Here is a 23,900-nt window from a genome sequence, read left to right on the forward strand (position 1 = left end):
TAATCTTATCTATTCTGGTCTTCCAATTAAGTGACCTTTTCCAACGGCAAAGATATCGTCAACTGTCATTTGGAATCCAACTGCACGTTTCTCATATCTTCCTCTTTCATCAAGCTTTCTCATATTAAATGCTTTAAGCTCTGCATAGAATGGTACATTACCAAACTTAAGATATCTAACAGCTCCATTATTATCTCTAGCAGGCATCATCTTTCCTGCATTATATTTACTTGGTGCAAACGGAATATCTAATATTCCCATTTCAAAAGCTTTAACTACACCTTTAGCTAAATCCCCTTGACCAGCTTCAAACACCTTATCTACAATACATCTTGTTTCAGCTTTAATCACACCAATCTCAATTCTAAGCTCATCTGATAACTTCATATGTTGACCTGCAAGAAGAGTTAATGTCATCTTCGTAGCTTTAATACCTTGAGCATTAGCTTCCTTTGTAGGAATTCCTATTGCTTCATGAGGTGTTTTAACTATAACCTTTGTTGCTCCAGCAAGACATGCAACTGCAGAACCTGTAGATATTATTCCAAAGGCCTTAGCTTCATCTGCTGGGAATCCACCCATCCATTGATGGAATACAGTTGTTAGGAATACATCATCATACCCATAAGCCCTTAAATAATCACTGCATTGCTCCTCAAGAGCTCTTATAGCTGCCACATCTTGAACTAAGTTACCACATTGACCATATCCAACAGTAAGATTCTTAACTCCTTGCTCAGCTGCTAAAAGGGCTTCTATTATTGCAACCGCATTTGACATACTTGGTGGAACTAAAGTTCCAGTTAAAGGACCAAATGGCTCTCTATTTATTGAAATACCTTGTTCTTCATAAAAACCAACAAGTCTATCACAATACTGCCAATCTAATAATGTTTTTTCAAGGGTAACACTTTTCGCATAAGGAATGTTATAAGAAATACCTCCACCTTCATTTGAAGTCCAGCCTGATGCGTGAGTTATTTCAGCAAGTAATCTACCATCTGGAGTACCGTGTCTAGATTGTAATGGCAGATTTACATTTTCGAAAACTTGTCTACATCCCTTAACTCCATGGTTTACTCCAGGAAATCCATTAAGAAGAGATCTTCTTGCTTTGATACTTTCCTGTATACCAACTTCACATTCATCGTATCTATTTTGTCTTGTATAACTATCTATAGTTGTTGGTAGAAGGTCTGCTCCACCCTCTCTATCTAGATAGTTAAGTAATTCAATATGACTATCAATTAAAGCAACTCCAGCTCTAGGCTGAGCTAAAGTAATTCCTGCTTCCTTTGCAGCTACAAGCTTCTTAGCAAAGTTTTTGTGGTCTGGAATCCTTTTGTTATATTCTATAGCTTCCTGTAAATCTACTTCACTTCCTGTTTGCCATTGAGCTAATACTTCTTTTCTCACCTTAAAAAAGTCTTCTTCGGTCCACTTCTTATTTTGTAATTCCACTTTAATTTACCCCCCAGTAATTACACTTCAACTAAATATTTCTTCAATATCCTTACGGCTTTGTCTGGATAATCTTGAGCTAAAAGCCCCATGGATGATAATATATATGTTTTATCTATCAGCATCTTCGGATTCTTTGGCCTTAAAGATACTGCATTTTCTTTATCAAAAGTTCCCGCTTCCATGATTGCACCTGGATTGCTGCTATGAACTAATACCCCCCCAGTTCCAATCATATATTTAACTTCCATTAAATCTTTTCCAAGTTGATTGTACACAGCTCCCATTGGTGTATATATACACTCCACAGTTCCGCAGTGTCTTTCCATTGATAATTCTGTGGCAACCTTTCCCATAGCTTCATCAAATAAAATGTCTTCTTCCGTTTCCGGAACCATTCTTATATTTTGATTTCTATATTTACAGCTGCTTTCTATATCAATCTTTCTCTCTGTATCTCCTAAATATTTTCTCATTTTTCTACTTCCAGCAGCTTCCCAAAGAGACATTGCTGAATATCTCATACCTAGGTCTCCTTCTACAGTTCTTTTAGCATAAGGCTCTTCTAACCCCTTCATATTTACTCCACCTTTGGTAGGTTCCCCATAACCAATAGAGTGAATATCAGTGGTAGCACCACCAATATCAACAATGATTAAATCTCCAATGCCATCCTCTTCATCACTACCTTGTCCTAACACCTGTGCTGCCTTAAGAACTGCTGCAGGTGTAGGCATCAAAATTCCATTAATAAAGTTTTCTGCATTAGATAAGCCCTTAGCATCTGTAATTCTATCCATAAACACTTTTCTAATTTCTTCTCTTGCTGGCTCGACATTTAAACTATTAAGCTGTGGCATTACATTTTCAGTAATACTGAAATAAAAGCCTGCTTCCTTAAAAATTTCTCTTATCTCATCATTTGCAATTTTATTACCCGCAACAACTATAGGTAGGTTTATGTTGCCTTCTACAAGCATTTTTGCATTATGAATAATACACTGCTTGTTCCCACCATTAGTCCCTCCAGCTAAAAGAATTATATCTAAATCTAATCCCCTTATTTCTTCAATCTCATCCTTAGTTAGTTCATAACTATATACCTTAATGACCCTTGCACCAGCCCCTAAAGCAGCTCTTTTGGCCGCCTCTGCAGTAAGATCTGGAACCAACCCAACAGCAACCATTTTTAGACCACCAGCTGCTGATGAACAAGCAAGCTTTTTAACGAAGTTTACTTCCTTACCTTCCAACTGTCTCATTAGCTCTTCATAAGCCTTATTAAAACCTATCATTATATCACTGTCTATAGTTGTTATATCCTTTGCTGTAGCCAAAATTTCCTCATTATCAACATCTACAGCTGTCAACTTAGTGTAAGTGCTACCAAAGTCTAAAAGTAAATACGCATTCATGGAAAACACCTTACCTTTTCATAATATTAATTATATTCTGTAATTTCGCTCCAAAAAAATTATTCAGTTATTTTTAAATCTTCTTTTAAATCATGGATAGTTGTATCAACACTTGTTCCTGGTGGATATACTCTATCAAAGCCCATCGCTTTAAATCTATCATAAACTTCATTCCAATCCTGTTTACCAACTACTATATTTCCACCAACATAAATTAGAATACCCTTAAGTCCTGCCTCATCACATTTTTCTCTTAGGCCTCTGCAGTCAATTTCGCCATGGCCGTATAGAGATGAAACTATGATTGCATCTGCATTAGTTTCCACCGCAGCGTTAATAAAATCTTCCTGTGGTGATAGAACTCCAATGTTAATAACTTCAAATCCTGCCTCAGTTAGTGCATAATCTAAAATTTTGTTACCTACTGCGTGACAATCTGCTCCAATAACACCGAGAACTAATTTCTTTTTTTCCATTTTTGAATCCTCCCAATTAATCATTCTGGCACTTTGTTTCAACAATTTTTGATTTAAGCATTTTAATTGATTCTGAATCTATAATATAAGAAAACTCTATGAGCTCCTTATTAGCAATATTAAGCTTGCGAACCTCATTGAATCTGGCTGGTGTTACTATTAATACATCAGCATAATCAATTGCTTCCTTTAACTTCATCTCATCTTTTCCATTAAAGTATTTTACTTTTAAGTCTCCAATTCCAGCCTTATCAAGAGCAGACTCTATTCTAAATATAAACTCCTCCGATAAGCATATGAATGAAAACTTTGTGTTTACTGGATGTCTTGCAATTCTGACTATTGATTCTAAGTTGGGACCAGTAGCTACACCTAAAACCTCTTTCTCCATTCCATATAGTAATTGATTAACTTCATTGGCATGGTTAAATGGTGATATTACTATCTGACACTTGTTTAATCTATTTTTTGTTTCTTCATCCATATCATTAAGCTGTTTTAGTGTGAATGGAATCGTATTCATCCCTGTTATCTCTCTGATTTCTTCACTAAAAATCACAGCTTGTTCATTATTACACTCAACAAAAGCAGAAGTGATTCTATTAATGGCTTCACTTTTTTCCCTTACTCTGCTAATTACTAAGTCTAGAAAATCCTCTGACTCGATGCCGCACTCTATCGCTTCCTCTAAAGCTATGTCTATTAGCTTGTATACCTTATGAGCTCCTTCATCAGTCTTCCATGACAATACTTCCTCTGCCACAAAAGTCCCTCGGCCCCTAATAGACTTTAATACACCTTTAGCTTCTAACTCATTATAAGCTGAGCTTATAGTGTTTCTACTAATGCCTAATTCTTTTGCTAATTCTCTTTCTGTTGGCATCTTTGTTCCAACTCTTAGTGAGCCATCTTTTATAAGATATATAATCTGTTTTTTCACTTGAATATAAAGAGGTATTCTATTATTTCTATTAATTTTAATGTTCAATGCTGCACCCCCTCAAAATTGGATTAATGGATTAATCCAATCCTTCCTTATAGTAACATAGGGTATAGTAATTTGCAACAAAGAATATATCCAAAATTTATAAAAAACCTACTTTGTTTTACAAAAGTAGGTTTCTTTGTCCATTTACCTCTATTTTCCTCTATTTCTCTTTATTTTAAATAATTATTTATAGCTTCTGCCAATGCATCTGCAATTTTCATCTGGTAATCCTCTGTTTTTAACATTTCACATTCCTCTTGATTACTTAAAAATCCACACTCAACTATAATTCCAGTCATTTCATCATTGTCTCTTAGAACCTTATATTGAGTTCCTGCTGCCTTAGCCTCCCTTTTATTATTAGGGTCTAGCTTTTCCTTTAAGGTGCTTTGAACTAGTGTGCCTAATTCTTGACTGCCTGAATAATTAGAATACCAAACTTGAGCTCCTTTGCAGCTTGCCTGTGGAAATGTATTAAGGTGAATACTGACAAACACATCACAATTAGTTTCTTTCTTTAGCTTTACTCTATTATTTAAGTCTTCTATTTTCTTTTCTCTCACAGATTTACCCTCTGTATATAAACCTGTATCTTCCGTCCTAGTATACTCCACTTTATATCCCATACTCTTCAAATTGGCACCTAAAAGGATACCAATATTTAAATTAATGTCCTTTTCAGGAGTTCCATCCTTAGACAATGCTCCGCCATCGATCCCCCCGTGACCAGCATCTATAAGAACTATTTTTTCTCCTGCTTCCTGTTCTTTCAGCTCATTATATGTTGTTACTGCATGATTAACATTAATTAATGACATGCATATAAAGCATAGAACAATTACTGAAACAATGCTTATTAGTTTTTTATTTTTTACTTTATTTCCTATTGTACTCCCCATCCTTAACATTATTACGTATTTATATCTATTCACTAATTATGAAGTTTAGTAGTGTTTTTTCTAATTTATATAACTATTATAATTTAGAATATAAGTTTACGGTCAAATGCCTTACAAATACCTTATCTGCATAATAAAAAACAAACTCCAGCTTTGAAGTTTGTTTTTTAACTCAGTATTATGTTATGTATATTGATTACTAGTTGGCTATCATTCCAGCTATATTCATTGAGTGGTCTCCGACTCTCTCTAAGTTACTTATTAAATCTAAGAATACAGCACCTACTACTGCATCACATTTACCTGAATTTAATCTTCTTATATGTGACATACGTAAATCCTTTTCTAAAACGTCTATTCTATCTTCAAGTTCACTTACTTTTTCTACCTTTACATTATCATATTCTTTAAAACACTCAATGCTCATTTCTAATGCATTAGTAGTATACTTAAACATGTTCTTTAATTCTTCAAGGGCTTCTTCAGATATTTGAAGCTCCTTTGATATTCTTTCACTAGTTAAATCTGCAATATTTTCAGCGTGGTCTCCTATACGTTCTATGTCATTTACTACATGGAAGTATGCACCTACACAGTTCTTTTGCTCTTCACTTAGTTCTGAATTCGAAAGCTTAACTAAAAATCTTGTTATATCATGGTTAAGAATATTAATTATCTTCTCATTTTCATAAACTTTTTCTATTAATTGTTCATCCGCATTTTCAAAAGCAGTCATGGAAAGCTCTAAATTTTCTCTTGCTTTTTCTGCCATTCTAATTATTTCATTTGTAGTTTGTCCAAATGCAATTGCTGGTGTTTCAAGCAATCTATCGTCTACATACATTAATCCAGCTACATCTTTCTCATCCTCCCCTGGAAGAAGCTTATTTACAAATGCTACTAAGTGTTTAATGAATGGTAATAAAATAATTGTATTAACTACATTAAATAACGTATGAGCATTAGCAATTTGTTTAGCAACAGCAGCATCTCCACCTGTTGGACTAATTGCTAATATCATTCCTGTAACTATAGACATAGGAATTATTAAGAATATTATCGTCCCTATTATTTTTATCGTTAAATGCAATAGTGCAGCTTTTTTAGCAGTTCTAGAAGTTCCTATACTTGATATTAATGCTGTTACACAGGTTCCAATATTATTTCCCAATAGTATTGGAATAGCCACTGATAATGGAAGAGTTCCAGCTTGAGCTAAAGCTACTAGTATTCCTGTTGACGCTGAAGAACTTTGAAGTACTGCAGTCATAATAGTTCCAATAAGAACTCCAAGAATTGTACGCCCTTCTAAGCTTAATATCAAATTATTAAATATATCTGATTCCTTAAGCGGCGCCATAGAGCTAGACATTAAGTTTAGTCCTAAGAATAATATTCCAAATCCTAGTACAATGTTTCCTATTTCTTTAACTTTTCTCTTCTTTGTAAATAAAACCATGCAAGCACCAATTGCTAAGAATATAGGTGCAAAATTATTAAACTTAAATGTTATTAATTGAGCTGTAATTGTAGTTCCAATGTTAGCTCCCATTATTACAGCTGCAGCTTGATATAAATTCATTAATCCTGCATTTACAAAACCAACCACCATAACTGTAGTAGCACTACTGCTTTGAATAATCGCAGTTACAATTGTTCCTGTAATTACACCCTTAATAGGATTAGATGTTAGCTTATCGAAGATGCCTTTTAGCTTGTCCCCCGCAGCATTCTCAAGACCATCTCCCATCATGTTCATACCATATAGGAATAATCCAAGTCCACCTAAAAGATTAATAATTGTAAATAAAGTGTCCATTAATTTACCTCCTGGGCCTTCATAAAAAATATAAATATATTGTTAAGTCCTTAAAATTCCCTATTAATAATACACTATATTCATCTCATAAGTTAAGTTAATTTAACTTTTTTAACATGAATTTAACATTAGCATTTCAATTTTTAATATCCCTAAAACTATATAAAAAATCCCCCAGAATAATCTGAGGGATCTTAGCTTAAATAACATTATATTCCTTTAATAATTTTTCGATATCTGTTCCTTGAATTTTCTTTAGAACTTCCTTTAAGGCTAATTTTTCTTTAATTCCTAAGTGCATTTCTGTTATTTTCTTTCCATCTCTTAACTGAACTGTTGCATTTAATAAATCACGAATATCAAATACACTTCCCCAAACCTCTGGTACACCTCTATCAATATTTAATAAGGTATATACAGCTTCCATTCCTGTACGCATTGAATATTCGGTAGTAAATATAGTATCTCTCTTGGTTTCTGCAAATTGACCTAAGAAAGCAAAGTTAACAGCTCCTTCTGGTACTACAGATGGTCTATCACCAGCACTACGTGGCATAAAGAAAGCTGTAATGTATGGCATCATACATGGAATTGTATTAGCACTATTCTCTGCCATATCCTCTATTTGATCTACTGGTACTCCAAGATGATATAACCATTCCATACAGATTTCCTTACCTGTACATTCTCTCATAGTCTTTTTAATAAAATTTCCTGGTTTATCACTAAATAATCCATAAACCCATCCAACTAACTGACCATCTGGCTGTGAACGGAATTGTGGCTGACGATTGAAGGTCCAGCTAAGAAGCCAGTTTGAATCCTTTACTGTTACAATACCTCCTGTTACAACACCGCCACTAAAAGGATTTCTCTTACAGATATTTTCTACATATGGTGGTATTCTATCATCTAATGTAGTTACAGTAGCTGACATCCAATTACTTTTCTCTGGATCATAACAGAATTTATCCGGGTTACCAAAGGCAGAATCTTGAGCTGCAATCTTACGCCACATATCCCAGCCTCCACCTGCTTTAATTTCCTTATTAAATGGTGCTGGTGCATGTTGACTACCTAAACTTGAATTTTCAACACACCCCCCATTAGTTATAAAAATTAAATCATTCTCTGTTAAATCAATATAATCTGTTTTTCCTTCTGCTATTATCTCTATCCTTGAAGCTTGTTTTTTAGCTCCCTTAATATCAAATTCAACATTGACAACTTTAGTATTGTAATGAAACTTAACATTATAAGACTCTAAATATTTTATCATTGGAAGAATCATTGATTCATATTGATTATACTTTGTAAATCTAAGAGCTTTAAAATCTGGAAGGCCACCTATGTGATGTATAAATCTCTTAATATATAGCTTCATCTCTAAAGCACTATGCCAGTTTTCAAAAGCAAACATAGTCCTCCAATATAACCAGAAGTTTGAGTTTAAAACCTCATCATCAAATACATCTGTAATACGCTTGTCATAAAGCTTCTCATCTGGTGTAAAGAATAATTCCATAATCTCTATTGCACCTTTGTCTGATAATCCAAACTTTCCATCTGTATGGGCATCCTCACCACGATTTGTTGTTGCTCTCATAAGTGAATAATTAGGATCTTTTTTATTTAGCCAATAATACTCATCAAGTACACTTACACCTTCAGTTTCGATAGATGGGATTGAACGGAACAAGTCCCACATAACTTCAAAGTGGTTGTCCATTTCTCTACCACCACGCATAACATATCCTAAATTTTCATATAGATATCCATCACAAGCTCCTCCTGGGATAGGCTCCTTTTCTAATATATGAACTCGCTCTCCATTCATTTGACCATCTCTAACTAAATAACAAGCTGCAGTTAAAGCTGCCAACCCTGAGCCAATAATATATGCTGATTTATGTTCCACGCCTTCTGGCTTCTCTGGACGAGCAAATGCCTCATAATTTCCACTTGAATAATACATAAAATCTACCTCCATTTTTCAATCAAATTATCTCCTTATCTATATATTACTCTCGTCAAAAATAACTTCTATAAACAATAAAAGCTAGTTGATTAAACTTTAATCAACTAGCTTTTATTGTTTATATTTTTATCATTTTATTCCTTATGATGAATTTTATCTATTCTATATTTATCTAAAGCTTTTGCAACATCCCCTTCTATCAATAAACTCAATCTCTCCACTATATCCTCCGGCTTTTCCCTCATATCGTCTTTAATCCAATCTAACATTAAACCAACAAAGGCAAATTTATAAAAATTAGCAATAAACTTCTTATCAACTTCTTTAACCTTCATCCCCTGTGCCTGATCCTCTACAACATCTATCAGTAGCTTATATGTAATCTTATATAAATACAGCTCTACCTGCTCTCTGCTCACTGAACGATAAACATTCATAATAAAAGGTTTATTATCTAACACAGCATTAAAAATTTGAAGCAATCCCTGCTGCCAAGTATCGTAAGTCTTTTTACCATTTAAGGCTCTTGAAGCATCTTCCTCACAAGACCACTCTACTAAATCATATATATCCTTAAAATGATAATAAAAAGTCATTCTATTCATCCCGCAATCATCGGTAATATCGTTTATTGTAATTTTATCTAAAGGCTTCTTAAGAAGCATATTCTTCAACGAAGCCTCTAAAGCTCGTTTTGTAACTTGTGACATATTAATACCTCCAAATATCTATAAAAAAATATTAATAACTTTATCACTATATTACATTAAATACTTACTATCTATAATAAAATCCTTAAATATTTCACTTAATCTTTACAACTTTCCATAGACCTATAGTCAAATAAAAATAACCATATCTATATTCTCTGTTAATTTTTACATTTTGCTTAACCTTCTGTATAATATTTATGTTTGAGCATGCCTTAACTTCTCATACACATTATTAATATGTTTCATTAACACTTCATGATTTCCAACTAACTATATCTTATTTATATAATGATTAAGTAGTTTTATTAGCATCCAATAAAACACAAAGGCTATGCGCTTAAGCACATAGCCTTAACTCTTAAATTATAATTGTGGTAAATCTTTTAATGAATAGTTATCTTCGCCTCTTTTACTTTTTATACTTTCTTCACCAGCTCTATTGGTGAAGGTTTGAAGTCCTTCAATTTCTCCTGACTTAATTCCAGCCAAGCACTGGTTATGATCTAGTACTTTCCCATCTTCTGTTTGATAAGCAATAATTCTATCCTCTTCATCTCTTTTAGTGGCAATTATTCTAGTCATAATTGATTTCCTTCTTTCCTAAGTATTCGTAACCCCTTCACGGTATTAAATCTTTTAGCATAACTAACTTAATCCTAGAAGTTAACTATGCTTGTATATATTATCTTCAAAAACTAAAATATAATACAAAAATATAAAAAAACCTTGGAACTATAAAATTCCAAGGTTTGTATAAATATGTTTCTGATCGAAATATTATCTCTTAGAGAACTGAGAAGCTCTTCTAGCTTTCTTAAGACCGTATTTCTTTCTTTCTTTCATTCTTGGGTCTCTTGTTAAGAATCCAGCTTTTTTAAGTTCTGGTCTTAAGCTCTCGTCAGCTTTTAATAAAGCTCTAGAGATTCCGTGTCTGATAGCTCCAGCTTGACCTGTGTATCCACCACCGTGAACATTAACTAAAACGTCGAATTTATCTTTAGTTCCAGTTAAAACTAATGGTTGGTTAACTACATATTTTAAAGTATCTAATCCAAAGTAGTTATCCATATCTCTTTTATTTATTACAACTTTACCTTCGCCTGGTACAAGTCTTACTCTAGCAACTGATTTCTTTCTTCTACCTGTTCCAAAATGTTGAACTTTTGCCATTGTTTATTCCTCCTTACAATAATACTATTTATTAGTATTTTAACTCTAATACTTCTGGTTTTTGAGCGTGGTTATTGTGCTCTGCTCCTCTGTAAACAGTTAGCTTCTTAGCCATTTGTCTTCCAAGAACTCCTTTTGGAAGCATTCTTCTTACAGCTTCTTCGAAAACGAACTCTGGCTTTTTAGCTAAAGCTTCTCTGTAAGGTGTCTCTTTTAATCCGCCTGGATATAAAGAGTGATGTCTTAACATTTTTTGATCTAATTTCTTACCTGTTAAAACGATTTTCTCTGCGTTAACAACTATTACGTAATCTCCACAATCAACGTTTGGAGTAAATTCTGGTTTATTTTTACCTCTTAATATAGAAGCGATTTGGCTTGCTGCTCTACCTAAAGTCATTCCTTCAACGTCAACAACATACCATTTTTTTTGAATTTCGCCTGGTTTAGCTAAGTATGATTTCATTTGATTACCTCCCTGATTTTTAACAAATAATAATATATGATAAAGATCCGGGGCCATTGGATCTTACTCACAAATTTTATTTCATCATTATTCTATACGAATTATACGAACAAAATTTATTATAATACAATTTACCGGGTGTGTCAACACATTTTATTATTATTAATAATAAACTTCAAATAAGCACAACCCTTGTGGTGGACAAGTTTTTCCCGCTCTTTTGCGTTCTTTGCTTTCCAGTATTATTTTAATATCAGACGGCTCTTTTTTGCCAATTCCAACATCAATTAATGTTCCTACTATAATTCTTACCATATTATATAAAAATCCATCAGCAGCTATATAAATTTTTATATATTCATTTTCTTGCACAACTTCTAATTTAGTTATTGTTCTTACTGTGGTTTTCACTGAGCTTCCTAAATTTCTAAAAGCTTCAAAATCATGAGTACCAACAAAAAATTCTGCTGCTTCTTTCATTCTATCTATATTTAATTCATGCTTAACATGATATGCAAAATTTCTGCACATGGGCATCCTGCTTTTCGTATTCACAATAGTATAAGAATACATCTTTCCTACACAGTTGTATCTAGCATGAAATGATTCATCTACCTCTGCTGAATCTATAACTGCAATATCCTCTGGAAGATGAAAATTCAATGCTTCCCGAAAACTTTCCGCTGGAATCCTGCTTTTAGTCGTGAAATTACATACATATCTCTTAGCATGAACCTTGCTGTCTGTCCTGCTGCATCCAATGATGCTTGCTTCTTCTTTCGTTAATTTACTTAGAGCTTCTTCAACAGCTCCTTGAACAGTAATTCCTTTAGGCTGCTTCTGCCATCCTAAATAATTAGTTCCATCATATTCTAGTGTTAACTTAATATTTCTCATAAATATCATCTTCCTCAATTATAGCCAAATTCTCATAGCTATAATTATTCCTGTTAATCCAAACATGACTGCTGTTGCTACATAATCCTTAGATGTAACCTTAAGGATTTTCATTCTAGTTCTTCCAGTTCCACCTCTATAACATCTAGCTTCCATTGCCATTGCAAGTTCATCGGCACGTCTAAATGAACTTATAAATAGAGGTACTAAAAGTGGAATTAAACTTTTAGCTCTTTTTATAATACTTCCTGTTTCAAAGTCTGCTCCTCTTGCCTTTTGAGCCTTCATTATCTTGTCTGTTTCATCCATAAGTGTTGGAATAAATCTTAATGCTATAGTCATCATCATGGCAAGTTCATGAGCTGGTACTCCAATCTTTTTAAATGGCCCTAAAAGCTTTTCTATACCATCTGTCAATTCAATTGGTGAAGTAGTAAGGGTTAATAAAGAAGTCCCTATAATAAGGAATATAAGCCTTAATACCATAAATACAGCGGTTCTTATACCTTCTGCATATATCTTTATAATCCACCATTGAAATAGAGGCTCTCCTGTTCCTCTTGTAAGGAATAGATTAAATAGAGCCGTTATTAACATTAATATAAAAATAGGCTTTAATCCCTTATAAATATATTTAAATTTTATCTTAGAGATCTTAATAGCCAAAAATACAAATGCAAAAATTACAATATAACCTGTGAAGTCATTTATTAAAAATAGATCGACTATAAATAATATAGAAAGTAATATCTTTACTCTGGCATCTAACTTATGAACGAATGAATCCCCTGGTATATATTGTCCTATTGTAATATCTTTAATCATCTTTACTCCTCCAAAGCTGTGTAAAAGGAGCTTATTGCTTTCCTATTATCTTAAGCAGCTCTTTTTTTGCTTGTTCTAATGTAAAAATATCATCAGGTAACTTAAATCCAATTTTATTTAATTCTCTCATAAGATATGTAACCTGAGGTACTCCAAGACCAACTTTTTCTAAAGTCTCAACTTCTTTAAATACTTCTTTAGGTGTTCCATTTAAAACACACTTACCTTCATCCATAACAAAGATTTTATCTGCTACCTTAGCAACATCCTCCATACTATGAGATACAAGGATAATAGTCATATTATATGTCTTGTGTAGCTTCTGAAGTTCTCCTAATATTTCGTCTCTTCCCTTTGGGTCTAACCCAGCTGTAGGCTCATCTAATATAAGAACCTTTGGCTCCATAGCAACAACCCCTGCTATTGCTACTCTTCTCTTTTGTCCTCCACTTATATCAAATGGAGATTTATTTTTATAAGTCTCATAATCAAGACCTACCATTTCCATAGCCTTTTTAGTTCTAGATAAAATTTCGTCTTCAGTTAATCCAAGATTTCTAGGACCAAACATTATATCAGCTTCTATAGTTTCTTCAAACAACTGATACTCCGCATATTGAAAAACTAATCCTACTTTTTTTCTTATGTCTGTAAGTTTAACTCCTTCTGCTGTGATATCTACACCATCAACAACTATTCTTCCACTGCTTGGTTTCAATAATCCATTCATATGTTGAATTAAAGTTGATTTTCCTGAGCCTGTGTGACCAATTAAAGCTACAAATTCTCCATCATTTATATCTATAGATACCTTATCTAAAGCAGTCTTTTCAAAAGGAGTTCCCTGCATATATATGTGAGTTAAATTTTCTATTTTAATTGACATAATTCATTCACCATCTCATCTATAGTTAATACATCTGTTTTAATATTAACACCTGATTTACTTAATTCATAAGCCAATTCTGTCATCTGTGGTACATCTAAACCTAAGTTCTTCATTACCTCCACATTTTTAAATACTTCTCTTGGTGTTCCATCTACAATTACTTTACCTTGATCCATAACATAGATTCTATCAGCTTTAACTGCTTCTTCCATAAAGTGAGTTATAAATACTATAGTTATCCCGTGATTTTTATTTAAATCAAGGATAGTTTCTACAACCTCTTTTCTTCCTGAAGGATCTAACATTGCTGTTGGTTCATCAAGTACTATACATTCAGGCATCATTGCTAGTATCCCAGCTATAGCGACTCTCTGCTTTTGTCCACCTGATAAAAGATGTGGTCCATGCTTTTTATATTCAGACATGTTAACTCTTTCAAGGGCTTCATCAACTCTTTTTCTTATTTCCTTAGGCTCAACCCCTAAATTCTCTGGTCCAAAAGCTACATCTTCCTCAACAATAGTTGCAACAATTTGGTTATCTGGATTTTGGAATACCATTCCTGCTTTGCTTCTAACTTCCCATATATTCTCATCTACACTGGTATCATAGCCAGCCACAATTACTTTTCCCTCAGTAGGTACTAATAATCCATTTATATGCTTAGCAAAAGTAGATTTACCTGAACCATTGTGACCTAATACAACTACAAATTCACCTTTATTTATAGTTATATCAACCCCATCAATGGCAACCTTAATATTGCCTTCACTATCTGGTGGATAACAAAATTTTAAGTTTTCACTAATGATTTCTGGTACCATTTTATTGGTTTTATCATCCATTATTATTTGATCGTCTTTTAAGTTATTATTAGTCTTCATCTACCATCCCTCCATTAGAGAGTTCCTACTTAAAGTTAAAATGATATAACAAAACGGGGACTAAGTTAGCCTTACTTAATCCCCTTGAGTTATTATACTAATTCTAATATTACAACCTCTGCTCCGTCGCCTCTTCTTGGGCCCATCTTTAAGATTCTAGTGTATCCACCATTTCTCTCAGCGTATTTTGGAGCTACGTTATCAAACAAGTTCTTAACAACGTCCTCTTCTGTAATAAATGCAAGTACTTGTCTTCTAGCATGAAGATCTCCTCTTTTAGCAAGAGTGATCATTTTTTCTGCTAATCTCTTAGTTTCTTTAGCTCTAGCTTCAGTAGTTTCAATTCTACCGTGCTTTAAAAAGCTAGTAGTAAGAGCTCTAAGCATTGCTATTCTCTGATCAGTTGGACGTCCTAACTTACGTTGCTGTGCCATATCTATACCTCCTTACTCTTCGCTAGGTTTGAAATTTAATCCTAAGCCTTCAAGCTTTTGCTCAACCTCTTCAAGAGATTTCTTACCTAGGTTTCTCACCTTCATCATGTCATCCATTGATTTCTCTGTTAATTCTTGAACTGTGTTTATACCAGCTCTCTTTAAGCAGTTAAAGCTTCTAACAGATAAATCAAGTTCTTCTATAGTCATTTCTAGAACTTTTTCTTTCTTATCTTCTTCTTTTTCTATCATGATTTCAACATTATCTGCATGATCAGTTAATGTCATGAATAATTTGAAGTGTTCGATAAGAATCTTAGCTGATAAACCAATCGCTTCATCAGGTCTAATTGTTCCATTAGTCCAAATTTCTATAGTTAATTTATCGTAATCTGTGATTTGTCCTACTCTAGTATTTTCAACTGTGAAGTTAACTCTTTTAACTGGAGTATAGATAGAATCTACTGGAATAGTAGATAATGGTTTGTCATCAGTTTTGTTCTTGTTTTGAGAAACATAACCTCTACCATTACTTATATTAATCTCCATATATAGCTTACCACCCTCATCAAGTGTAGCAATATGAAGATCTTTGCTTATAACTTCTACGTCACTGTCAGTTTTTATATCTGCACCAGTAACAACGCCAGGGCCTTCAGCATCAATATAAATTGTTCTTTGGCCTTCTCCAGACATTTTAAGGGCTAATCCTTTTATATTAAGGATTAACTCTGAAACATCTTCTTTAACTCCATGAATTGTTGAAAATTCATGTAGTACACCATCAATTTTAATCGAATTAGCAGCAACTCCAGGTAGTGAAGAAAGAAGAATTCTTCTTAATGCATTACCTAAAGTTATTCCATAACCTCTTTCTAATGGTTCAACAACAAATTTGCCATATGTACCATTTTCAGCGGTTTCAACACATTCTATTTTTGGCTTTTCTATTTCTAACATATATAACCCTCCTTCTAAATTTAGTGGTTTTAATATATCGAGGGCAACTGATTACATTATTGACTACTTGCTGTATAACTCTACGATTAATGTTTCGTTAACAGGAACGTCTATGTCTTCTCTTGCAGGTAGAGCTACTACTTTACCTTCAAATGATTCAACATTTCCTTCTAACCAATTTGGTAATGTTTTTGGATTTTCAGCAAATACTTTGAATTTCTCAGAAGATCTGCTTTTTTCTCTTACTGATACAACATCTCCAGCTTTAACTGTGTATGATGCAATATCAACTTTTTTACCATTAACTAAGAAGTGTCCGTGGTTTACTAATTGTCTAGCCTCAACTCTTGAGCTTCCGTATCCTAATCTGTAAACAACGTTGTCTAATCTTAATTCTAGTAATCTTAATAGGTTTTCACCTGTGATTCCTCTTTGCTTTTCAGCTTTCTCATAGTATTTTCTAAATTGTCCTTCTAGAACTCCATAGATTCTCTTAGCTTTTTGCTTTTCTCTTAATTGAGTTCCATAGTTTGACATTTTCTTTCTGCTTTGTCCGTGTTGACCTGGTGCATAACCTCTTCTAGCGAAAGCACATTTCTCAGTGAAACATCTGTCACCTTTAAGGTTAAGCTTTAGACCTTCTCTTCTACAAAGTCTGCATTTAGCTCCAGTATATCTTGCCATTAATTACACCTCCTGTTAATTAAACTCTTCTTCTTTTTGGTGGTCTACAACCATTGTGTGGAATTGGAGTTACGTCTTTTATTAAAGTAACCTCTAATCCAGCTGCTTGAAGAGATCTGATTGCTGCTTCTCTACCAGCTCCTGGTCCTTTTACGTAAACTTCAATACTCTTTAAGCCATGTTCCATTGCTGCTTTAGCTGCAGTTTCTGCTGCCATTTGAGCTGCGAATGGAGTACTTTTTCTTGATCCTCTAAATCCTAATCCACCAGCACTTGCCCATGATAATGCATTTCCTGCTGCATCAGTAAGCGTAACGATGGAATTATTGAAAGTAGATTTAATGTGTGCAGCACCGTGCTCAACATTTTTTCTCTCTTTTTTTCTTCTACTTCTAACTTTCTTTTGAGCCATGATATTCCCTCCTTACTATTTCTTCTTACCTGCTATAGTCTTCTTAGGACCTTTTCTTGTTCTTGCGTTAGTTTTAGTCTTTTGACCTCTAACTGGAAGTCCTTTTCTATGTCTCATTCCTCTGTAGCATCCAACATCTTTAAGTCTCTTGATGTCTAGAGCTATTTTTCTTCTTAGGTCACCTTCAACCTCTAGGTTTTTGTTTACATAATCTCTTATAGCATTTACTTCATCTTCAGTTAAATCCTTAATTCTTGTGTCCGGATTTATTCCTGTAGCTGCAAGTATTTCTTGAGATTTTGGTAATCCGATACCGTATATATAAGTTAGACCTACTTCAACTCTTTTCTCTTTTGGTAAGTCAACACCTGCTATTCTTGCCATCTACGATCTACACCTCCTAAGTATTTCTACTCACTTTATTATCTATTAACCTTGTTTTTGTTTATGTTTAGGATTTTCACAGATAACCATTACTCTTCCTTTTCTTTTTATAACTTTACATTTTTCACATATAGGTTTAACTGATGGTCTTACTTTCATAGCTAACCCTCCTTATTACTTATCTCTCCAAGTTATTCTCCCACGAGTCAAATCATATGGAGAAAGTTCTACTGTAACCTTATCGCCTGGTAAAATTCTAATAAAATTCATTCTTAATTTTCCAGAAATATGAGCAAGTATCTTGTGTCCACTCTCTAATTCAACTTGAAATGTTGCATTAGGTAATGTATCTATTACCACACCTTGCATTTCGATTATATCATCTTTTGACATAAGGGTAATCAAACCTCCTCTATTATATCTTCAACCTGCAAAAATTTACGTATCTTAGAATTGCTGATCCTTCCATCAGATAGGATAGCTTCTCTAATCTCGTCAGCCATAAGATTTGTGAATCCTAAATGCTTAAGTTTCTTTTTCTTAGGCTTTTCAATTTTTCTAAGGTCTCCATCTGAAATATAGACATACTCAGCGTCTATTATACCAATTATGATAAAGTATTTTCCTTTATCTCTTCCTGATTTTGAATGTACTACCTTTCCCAAAAGGTTATGCTCATCCACGCTAGTCACCTCATTAGCTCAAAGTTAGTATTTCTACTCCAGAATTAGTTATTGCTATAGTATTTTCATAATGGGCAGACAACTTTCCATCAGTCGTTACTACAGTCCAACCATCTGGCATGATTTTAACTTTATAATTTCCCATATTTATCATAGGTTCAATTGCAAGTACTACACCGTGTACTAACTTAGGGCCCCGGCCAGCAGTGCCGTAATTAGGAACCTGCGGATCTTCATGCATAGAAGTTCCTATACCGTGTCCAACAAAATCCCTAACCACAGAATATCCATAGCTTTCAGCATACTTTTGTATCGCAGCTGATATATCAGTAAGTCTATTTCCTACTACGGCCTTTTCAATGCCCTTAAAGAAAGATTCTTTAGTGACATTTATTAAATGTTGTGCTTCTTTAGAAATACACCCTACTGGAAAAGTTCGTGCAGCATCTCCGTGATAGCCATTAAGTATAGCTCCACAATCAACGCTTATAATATCTCCTTCAACAAGCACCCTGTTACCAGGAATACCATGTATTACAACCTCATTAACTGATGTGCATAAGGATCCTGGAAAACCTCCATATCCTTTGAAGGATGGAATAGCACCCTGTGATCTGATAAATTCTTCTGCAAGTCTATCAAGTTCACCTGTTGTTATTCCAGGTTTAATTACCTTCTCTATCATTGCTAGGGTTTCGGCAACAACCTTACCAGCACTTCTCATATATTCTAGTTCTGTGTCACTCTTAACTTTCATAACTATTTTACGCTCCTAAGATATCTACGATATCTTCAAAAACTTTTTCAATAGTTTGAGTGCCATCAACTTCCGTTAAAAGATTCTTATTTGAATAATACTCTATTAACGGTTGTGTTTGTGCATCATATATTTCAAGTCTTTCGCTTACTGTAGCTTCATTATCATCTGCTCTTTGATAAGTTTCTCCTCCACAAAGGTCGCATACGCCCTCTGTTTTAGTAGGATTAAACTGAACATGATAACTTGCTCCGCAAGCTTTACATACACGTCTTCCTGTCATTCTATCTATAATAAAACTCTTTGGAACCTTTATTAGTAGAGCTGTGTCAAGTTTTGTACCTAGGCCTTCAAGTAAAGTTTCTAAGGCTTCTGCTTGATTAACAGTTCTTGGGTAGCCATCTAGTAAAAAACCGTTTTTACAGTCATCCTGTTTTAACCTGTCTTTTATAATGTCGATGGTTAATTCATCTGGTACTAAATGACCCTTATCTAAGTATTTTTTAGCTTCAATGCCTAATGGAGTTCCATTAGAAATATTGTATCTAAAAATATCTCCTGTAGATATATGTGGTACAGAGTATTTATTAGAGATTGACTTTGCCTGTGTTCCTTTACCGGCTCCAGGAGGACCTAATAAAACAATCTTCACTAGTATCAACTCCAACTAAGTATTTTATTTAAGGAACCCTTCATAGTGTCTCATTACCAGTTGAGATTCTAATTGTTTCATAGTATCTAATGATACTCCTACTAAAATTAACAAACTAGTTCCACCGAATGAAATGCCTTGAAAATTTGTGAATATAGCTGCAAGTATAGGAACTACTGCTATAATAGCTGCAAAGGTTCCACCTAAAAGTGATATTCTAGTTAATATCTTTTCTAAGTATGCTGCTGTTTTCTCTCCTGGTCTAATACCTGGAATAAATCCTGATGATTTATTCATATTTTCAGCCATCTCATCTGGCTTGAAAGTAATTATAGTATAGAACCAAGCAAAGAATAATATTAGTAAGAAATATGCTACTACATATTTCAATGTATTCTGTTGGAATATGCTCCAAGGGCTACTTGTAACAAATTTAGCGAAGGAAGAATTAGGCCATATTTGAGCAATAACCGTTGGGAATTGCATCACTGACATACCAAAGATGATAGCCATAACTCCAGAAGAGTTTAAGCTAATTGGAATGTGAGATGATTGGCTCTTCACAACTTTTCTTCCTACTGCCTTTCCTGCATACTGAACTGGAATTCTTCTTTCTGCTAAGTTTATAACAACTACTGTTACTAATAAAGCTAAAGCTACTGCTACGAATATTACAACCTCTACTAAGCTAACTCTATTTGATTGAAGAAGTCCTGCTATTTGATAACCTGTAGTTGGCAGTGACGAAATTATATTAACAAATATAATTACCGAAACTCCACTTCCAATTCCTCGAGTTGAGATTTGCTCGCCTATCCAAACTAATAACATTGTACCTGTAATCATTGTTAAAAGTATTAGTAGTAATCCAAAAGTACCATCTATTAAAATGGCTCCTGAATTTTTGATTAATACATAAGATGCATATCCTTGTATTAGTGCAAATACCATTGCTGCATACTTTGTATAGTTTTGAATTTTCTTTCTGCCATCTTGACCTTCTTTAGAAAGTTCTTCTAAGTATGGAATTGCTACTGTTAGCAATTGAATTATAATCGAAGCATTAATGTATGGTGTAACTCCTAGAGCAAATATACTAAATTTACTGAAGGCACCTCCTGCTATCATATCATAAAAGCTCAATAATGATCCTGAATCTCCAACTAAAGTAGCAACTTTACTAGCATCTACGCCTGGTACTGGAATAAAGATTCCCATCCTAAAAATCGCTACTATCATTAAAGTAAATAGTATTCTTCTTCTTAACTCTGGGACTCTCCAAGCATTTCGTAGGGTTGATAACATTTTATATCACCTCAACTTTTCCTCCTGCTGCTTCTATCTTTTCTGCTGCAGCCTTGGAAATTTTATTAGCTTTAACAGTTAATTTCTTTTCAATGTTTCCATTTCCAAGAATCTTTATCCCATCGTTTACTCTCTTAGCCATACCCATTTCACGAAGTAACTCTGGAGTAACTTCTGTGCCATCTTCGAATATGTTAAGTCTATCTACATTTATACAAGTATATTCTTTAGCGAATATATTTGTGAAACCTCTCTTAGGTAATCTTCTGTATAAAGGCATTTGGCCTCCCTCAAATCCAGGTCTTACTCCACCGCCTGATCTTGAGTTTTGTCCTTTTTGACCTTTTCCAGCTGTTTTACCCCAACCTGAACCAGCACCTCTACCGATTCTTTTAGGAGATTTTTTAGCACCTTCTGCAGGTCTTAACTCATGAAGTCTCATAATTTACACCTCCTTAGTTTAAGCTTCTTCTACTTTAAGTAGATAACTAACTTTATTTATCATGCCTCTGATCTGAGGAGTCTCCTCGTGCTCAACAGTTTTTCCTATCTTTCTTAATCCAAGAGCCTCAACAGTAGCAATGTGATCTTTCTTTCTACCAATTAAACTCTTTACTAATGTTATTTTAACTTTAGCCAAGGTATTCCCCTCCTATCCTAGTATCTCTTCAACAGTTTTGCCTCTTAGTTTTGCAACTTGCTCTGCTGTTCTTAGTCTTGATAATCCATCTATTGTAGCGCTAACCATGTTTCTTGGGTTGTTTGAACCTAATGATTTAGCTCTAACGTCCTTTAATCCTGCAAGCTCAAGTACTGCTCTTGCTGGACCTCCAGCGATAACTCCTGTACCTTCAGAAGCTGGCATTATGTGAACAGTACCAGTTCCGAATTTACCATCGATTGTATGAGGAACTGTAGTTCCTGCTAATTCAACTTTAACGATGTTCTTTTTAGCATCTTCGATACCTTTTCTGATTGCTTCAGGTATTTCGATAGACTTACCCATTCCAACACCAACGTGTCCGTTTTCGTCACCAACAACTACTAGTGCGCTGAATCTGAAGTTTCTACCACCTTTAACAACCTTAGCAACTCTATTTATGTGTACAACTTTCTCTTTAAGATCAAGTGTGCTAGGATCTATTCTCATGTGTATACCTCCTTTTTTTAGAATTTAAGTCCTGCTTCTCTTGCGCCTTCAGCAAGCATTTGTACTCTTCCGTGGTATACATAACCACCTCTGTCGAATACTATTTCAGTTATTCCTGCTGCGATAGCTTTTTTAGCAACTGATTCTCCTACTAATTTAGCAGCTTCTTTGTTACTTCCAGCTTTTCCAGCAAATTCTTTATCTAAGCTAGATGCAGCAACTAATGTTCTTCCAGCTACGTCATCAATTATTTGAGCGTATATATTCTTTTCACTTCTGAATACTGCAAGTCTTGGTCTTTCAGCAGTTCCAGTAATTTTCTTACGAACTCTTAAGTGACGCTTAGCTCTTGATAGTTTTCTATCAGCTTTATTGAACATGAAATTCTCTCCTTTCCTAATAGCTATTATTTACCAGTCTTACCTTCTTTACGTCTGATAACTTCGTCAGAGTACTTAATACCTTTTCCTTTATAAGGCTCAGGTTTTCTCCAAGTTCTTATGTCAGCTGCAACCGCACCAACTAATTCCTTGTCGATTCCTCTTACTACTACTGTTGTAGAATCTGGAAGTTCAAATGTAATTCCTTCTACTGCTTCTATTTCAACTGGATGTGAGAATCCTAAGTTTAATGTTAAGCCTTTACCTTTAGCTGTTGCTCTATAACCAACACCAATTAATTGTAATGTCTTAGCAAATCCATTAGTTACTCCTACTACCATGTTGTTTATTAATGCTCTAGTTAATCCGTGTAGAGCTCTATGTTCTTTCACGTCGCTTGGTCTTGTAACAACCACTTGATTTTCTTCTATAGCTATGCTTATCTCTTTAGACATCGCTTTAGTTAATTCACCTTTTGGTCCCTTAACTGTAACAACGTTGTCTGGTGTTACTGTAACAGTTACACCTGCTGGTATAGCTATTGGAAGTCTTCCTACTCTTGACATAATCGCACCTCCTTGTTCATATACTACCAGATGTAGCAGATAACCTCTCCACCTAATCCTAATTTTCTTGCTTCTCTATCAGTTACTAAACCTTTAGAAGTTGATATTATTGCAACTCCTAGTCCGTTTAATACTTTAGGAATGTCCTCTTTACTAGAGTAAACTCTTAGGCCAGGCTTAGATATTCTCTTAAGTCCAGTGATAACTCTTTCTTTGTTTTGACCATATTTCATGCTTAATCTTAACATTGAAACATTACCATCTTGATACTCTTCTATATTTTTAAGGTATCCTTCTTCTAGCATTATGTTTGCTATAGATTTCTTTATTGTTGAAGAAGGTACTTCTACTATTTCATGTCTAACAATATTTGCATTTCTTATACGTGTTAGCAAATCTGCTATCGGATCAGTCATATTCATTATTTTTTGCCTCCTTTCAAATGATCTGTGTATTACCAGCTCGCCTTTTTACATCCAGGAATTTGTCCTTTGTATGCAAGTTCTCTGAAACATATACGGCAAATACCAAATTTCTTTAAGACAGAGTGTGGTCTTCCACATAATCTGCATCTAGAGTAAGCTCTAGTTGAGTATTTAGGTTCTTTTTTCCACTTTTCTATAATAGCTTTACGTGCCAAGTCATTCCCTCCT

33 protein-coding genes are annotated in these 23,900 nt (G+C 34.1%); all 33 read right to left on the reverse strand.

All coding sequences use genetic code 11. The annotated features are described in order from the left end of the window. Nucleotides 1-9: 9 nt before the first annotated feature. The 33 genes from BN1075_RS06555 to BN1075_RS06715 all read right to left on the reverse strand — a co-directional run bounded on the left by BN1075_RS06555 (nucleotide 10) and on the right by BN1075_RS06715 (nucleotide 23,887). Complete coding sequence (locus BN1075_RS06555) at nucleotides 10-1,461, reverse strand: methylaspartate mutase subunit E (protein ID WP_040192259.1); 1,452 nt, start codon at nucleotides 1,459-1,461, stop codon at nucleotides 10-12. A gap of 20 nt (nucleotides 1,462-1,481) precedes the next feature. Continuing rightward, nucleotides 1,482-2,876: a methylaspartate mutase accessory protein GlmL gene (gene glmL / locus BN1075_RS06560; RefSeq protein ID WP_040192260.1), complete on the reverse strand. Its 1,395-nt coding sequence runs from the start codon at nucleotides 2,874-2,876 to the stop codon at nucleotides 1,482-1,484. A 59-nt stretch (nucleotides 2,877-2,935) separates the two neighbouring features. After that, nucleotides 2,936-3,352, reverse strand: a complete 417-nt coding sequence (gene glmS, locus BN1075_RS06565; RefSeq protein WP_040192261.1) for a methylaspartate mutase subunit S — start codon at nucleotides 3,350-3,352, stop codon at nucleotides 2,936-2,938. Between the two features lie 16 nt (nucleotides 3,353-3,368). Further along, nucleotides 3,369-4,340 (reverse strand): GntR family transcriptional regulator, encoded by a 972-nt coding sequence (locus BN1075_RS06570; RefSeq protein ID WP_040192262.1) that lies wholly within the window; start codon nucleotides 4,338-4,340, stop codon nucleotides 3,369-3,371. A 170-nt stretch (nucleotides 4,341-4,510) separates the two neighbouring features. Continuing rightward, nucleotides 4,511-5,239: an N-acetylmuramoyl-L-alanine amidase CwlD gene (gene cwlD, locus BN1075_RS06575; protein WP_040192263.1), complete on the reverse strand. Its 729-nt coding sequence runs from the start codon at nucleotides 5,237-5,239 to the stop codon at nucleotides 4,511-4,513. A 199-nt stretch (nucleotides 5,240-5,438) separates the two neighbouring features. Beyond that, the gene (locus BN1075_RS06580; RefSeq protein WP_040192264.1) at nucleotides 5,439-7,058 is read right to left on the reverse strand and encodes a Na/Pi cotransporter family protein; all 1,620 of its coding nucleotides are present in this window, start codon (nucleotides 7,056-7,058) and stop codon (nucleotides 5,439-5,441) included. Nucleotides 7,059-7,257: 199 nt separating this feature from the next. Continuing rightward, entirely contained in the window at nucleotides 7,258-9,033 is a 1,776-nt protein-coding gene (locus tag BN1075_RS06585; protein WP_040192265.1) for an oleate hydratase, read from the reverse strand. Between the two features lie 137 nt (nucleotides 9,034-9,170). Then, nucleotides 9,171-9,746, reverse strand: coding sequence for a TetR/AcrR family transcriptional regulator (locus BN1075_RS06590; RefSeq protein ID WP_040192266.1), 576 nt, complete (start codon nucleotides 9,744-9,746; stop codon nucleotides 9,171-9,173). Between the two features lie 366 nt (nucleotides 9,747-10,112). Beyond that, nucleotides 10,113-10,331 (reverse strand): DUF3892 domain-containing protein, encoded by a 219-nt coding sequence (locus BN1075_RS06595; protein WP_040192267.1) that lies wholly within the window; start codon nucleotides 10,329-10,331, stop codon nucleotides 10,113-10,115. A gap of 195 nt (nucleotides 10,332-10,526) precedes the next feature. Then, a complete protein-coding gene (gene rpsI / locus BN1075_RS06600; RefSeq protein WP_040192268.1) occupies nucleotides 10,527-10,919 on the reverse strand; it encodes a 30S ribosomal protein S9 in 393 nt (130 codons plus the stop codon). A gap of 31 nt (nucleotides 10,920-10,950) precedes the next feature. Then, a complete protein-coding gene (rplM, locus tag BN1075_RS06605) occupies nucleotides 10,951-11,385 on the reverse strand; it encodes a 50S ribosomal protein L13 (RefSeq protein ID WP_040192269.1) in 435 nt (144 codons plus the stop codon). A 162-nt stretch (nucleotides 11,386-11,547) separates the two neighbouring features. Further along, a complete protein-coding gene (gene truA / locus BN1075_RS06610) occupies nucleotides 11,548-12,282 on the reverse strand; it encodes a tRNA pseudouridine(38-40) synthase TruA (protein ID WP_040192270.1) in 735 nt (244 codons plus the stop codon). Nucleotides 12,283-12,300: 18 nt separating this feature from the next. Further along, nucleotides 12,301-13,107, reverse strand: a complete 807-nt coding sequence (locus tag BN1075_RS06615; protein ID WP_040192271.1) for an energy-coupling factor transporter transmembrane component T family protein — start codon at nucleotides 13,105-13,107, stop codon at nucleotides 12,301-12,303. A 31-nt stretch (nucleotides 13,108-13,138) separates the two neighbouring features. Further along, nucleotides 13,139-13,993 (reverse strand): energy-coupling factor transporter ATPase, encoded by an 855-nt coding sequence (locus BN1075_RS06620; RefSeq protein ID WP_040192272.1) that lies wholly within the window; start codon nucleotides 13,991-13,993, stop codon nucleotides 13,139-13,141. After that, on the reverse strand, nucleotides 13,978-14,820 hold the full coding sequence (locus tag BN1075_RS06625) for an energy-coupling factor transporter ATPase (RefSeq protein ID WP_040192425.1): 843 nt from the start codon (nucleotides 14,818-14,820) through the stop codon (nucleotides 13,978-13,980). The genes BN1075_RS06620 and BN1075_RS06625 overlap by 16 nt, the downstream gene beginning before the upstream one ends. Nucleotides 14,821-14,972: 152 nt before the next feature. Beyond that, complete coding sequence (gene rplQ / locus BN1075_RS06630) at nucleotides 14,973-15,314, reverse strand: 50S ribosomal protein L17 (protein ID WP_040192273.1); 342 nt, start codon at nucleotides 15,312-15,314, stop codon at nucleotides 14,973-14,975. A gap of 12 nt (nucleotides 15,315-15,326) precedes the next feature. After that, nucleotides 15,327-16,274, reverse strand: coding sequence for a DNA-directed RNA polymerase subunit alpha (locus BN1075_RS06635; RefSeq protein ID WP_040192274.1), 948 nt, complete (start codon nucleotides 16,272-16,274; stop codon nucleotides 15,327-15,329). Between the two features lie 63 nt (nucleotides 16,275-16,337). Continuing rightward, nucleotides 16,338-16,958 carry a 30S ribosomal protein S4 gene (gene rpsD / locus BN1075_RS06640; protein ID WP_040192275.1) on the reverse strand — a complete coding sequence of 207 codons (621 nt, stop codon included), beginning with the start codon at nucleotides 16,956-16,958 and terminating at the stop codon, nucleotides 16,338-16,340. Nucleotides 16,959-16,977: 19 nt separating this feature from the next. Next, nucleotides 16,978-17,370: a 30S ribosomal protein S11 gene (gene rpsK, locus BN1075_RS06645; RefSeq protein WP_035133342.1), complete on the reverse strand. Its 393-nt coding sequence runs from the start codon at nucleotides 17,368-17,370 to the stop codon at nucleotides 16,978-16,980. Nucleotides 17,371-17,385: 15 nt separating this feature from the next. Beyond that, entirely contained in the window at nucleotides 17,386-17,754 is a 369-nt protein-coding gene (rpsM, locus tag BN1075_RS06650) for a 30S ribosomal protein S13 (RefSeq protein ID WP_040192276.1), read from the reverse strand. A gap of 45 nt (nucleotides 17,755-17,799) precedes the next feature. Then, nucleotides 17,800-17,913: a 50S ribosomal protein L36 gene (gene rpmJ / locus BN1075_RS06655; protein ID WP_003373491.1), complete on the reverse strand. Its 114-nt coding sequence runs from the start codon at nucleotides 17,911-17,913 to the stop codon at nucleotides 17,800-17,802. A gap of 15 nt (nucleotides 17,914-17,928) precedes the next feature. Continuing rightward, nucleotides 17,929-18,147 (reverse strand): translation initiation factor IF-1, encoded by a 219-nt coding sequence (infA, locus tag BN1075_RS06660; RefSeq protein ID WP_040192279.1) that lies wholly within the window; start codon nucleotides 18,145-18,147, stop codon nucleotides 17,929-17,931. An 8-nt stretch (nucleotides 18,148-18,155) separates the two neighbouring features. Beyond that, the gene (locus tag BN1075_RS06665; protein WP_235777763.1) at nucleotides 18,156-18,419 is read right to left on the reverse strand and encodes a KOW domain-containing RNA-binding protein; all 264 of its coding nucleotides are present in this window, start codon (nucleotides 18,417-18,419) and stop codon (nucleotides 18,156-18,158) included. 31 nt (nucleotides 18,420-18,450) lie between these two features. After that, a complete protein-coding gene (gene map, locus BN1075_RS06670) occupies nucleotides 18,451-19,194 on the reverse strand; it encodes a type I methionyl aminopeptidase (RefSeq protein WP_040192281.1) in 744 nt (247 codons plus the stop codon). Nucleotides 19,195-19,201: 7 nt separating this feature from the next. After that, nucleotides 19,202-19,846 (reverse strand): adenylate kinase, encoded by a 645-nt coding sequence (locus tag BN1075_RS06675; protein WP_040192283.1) that lies wholly within the window; start codon nucleotides 19,844-19,846, stop codon nucleotides 19,202-19,204. A gap of 24 nt (nucleotides 19,847-19,870) precedes the next feature. Further along, on the reverse strand, nucleotides 19,871-21,151 hold the full coding sequence (secY, locus tag BN1075_RS06680; RefSeq protein WP_040192284.1) for a preprotein translocase subunit SecY: 1,281 nt from the start codon (nucleotides 21,149-21,151) through the stop codon (nucleotides 19,871-19,873). A gap of 1 nt (nucleotide 21,152) precedes the next feature. Then, nucleotides 21,153-21,593 (reverse strand): 50S ribosomal protein L15, encoded by a 441-nt coding sequence (gene rplO, locus BN1075_RS06685; protein ID WP_040192285.1) that lies wholly within the window; start codon nucleotides 21,591-21,593, stop codon nucleotides 21,153-21,155. An 18-nt stretch (nucleotides 21,594-21,611) separates the two neighbouring features. Next, nucleotides 21,612-21,791 (reverse strand): 50S ribosomal protein L30, encoded by a 180-nt coding sequence (gene rpmD / locus BN1075_RS06690; protein WP_040192286.1) that lies wholly within the window; start codon nucleotides 21,789-21,791, stop codon nucleotides 21,612-21,614. A 12-nt stretch (nucleotides 21,792-21,803) separates the two neighbouring features. Further along, on the reverse strand, nucleotides 21,804-22,301 hold the full coding sequence (rpsE, locus tag BN1075_RS06695) for a 30S ribosomal protein S5 (protein WP_040192287.1): 498 nt from the start codon (nucleotides 22,299-22,301) through the stop codon (nucleotides 21,804-21,806). 17 nt (nucleotides 22,302-22,318) lie between these two features. Then, nucleotides 22,319-22,681: a 50S ribosomal protein L18 gene (rplR, locus tag BN1075_RS06700; RefSeq protein WP_040192288.1), complete on the reverse strand. Its 363-nt coding sequence runs from the start codon at nucleotides 22,679-22,681 to the stop codon at nucleotides 22,319-22,321. A gap of 26 nt (nucleotides 22,682-22,707) precedes the next feature. Continuing rightward, nucleotides 22,708-23,247, reverse strand: a complete 540-nt coding sequence (rplF, locus tag BN1075_RS06705) for a 50S ribosomal protein L6 (protein WP_040192289.1) — start codon at nucleotides 23,245-23,247, stop codon at nucleotides 22,708-22,710. A 23-nt stretch (nucleotides 23,248-23,270) separates the two neighbouring features. After that, entirely contained in the window at nucleotides 23,271-23,669 is a 399-nt protein-coding gene (gene rpsH, locus BN1075_RS06710) for a 30S ribosomal protein S8 (protein WP_040192290.1), read from the reverse strand. 32 nt (nucleotides 23,670-23,701) lie between these two features. Continuing rightward, nucleotides 23,702-23,887 (reverse strand): type Z 30S ribosomal protein S14, encoded by a 186-nt coding sequence (locus BN1075_RS06715; RefSeq protein WP_040192291.1) that lies wholly within the window; start codon nucleotides 23,885-23,887, stop codon nucleotides 23,702-23,704. Nucleotides 23,888-23,900: the final 13 nt, after the last annotated feature.

The organism is Clostridium culturomicium (assembly GCF_000821305.1).
Lineage (GTDB): Bacteria > Bacillota > Clostridia > Clostridiales > Clostridiaceae > Clostridium_J > Clostridium_J culturomicium.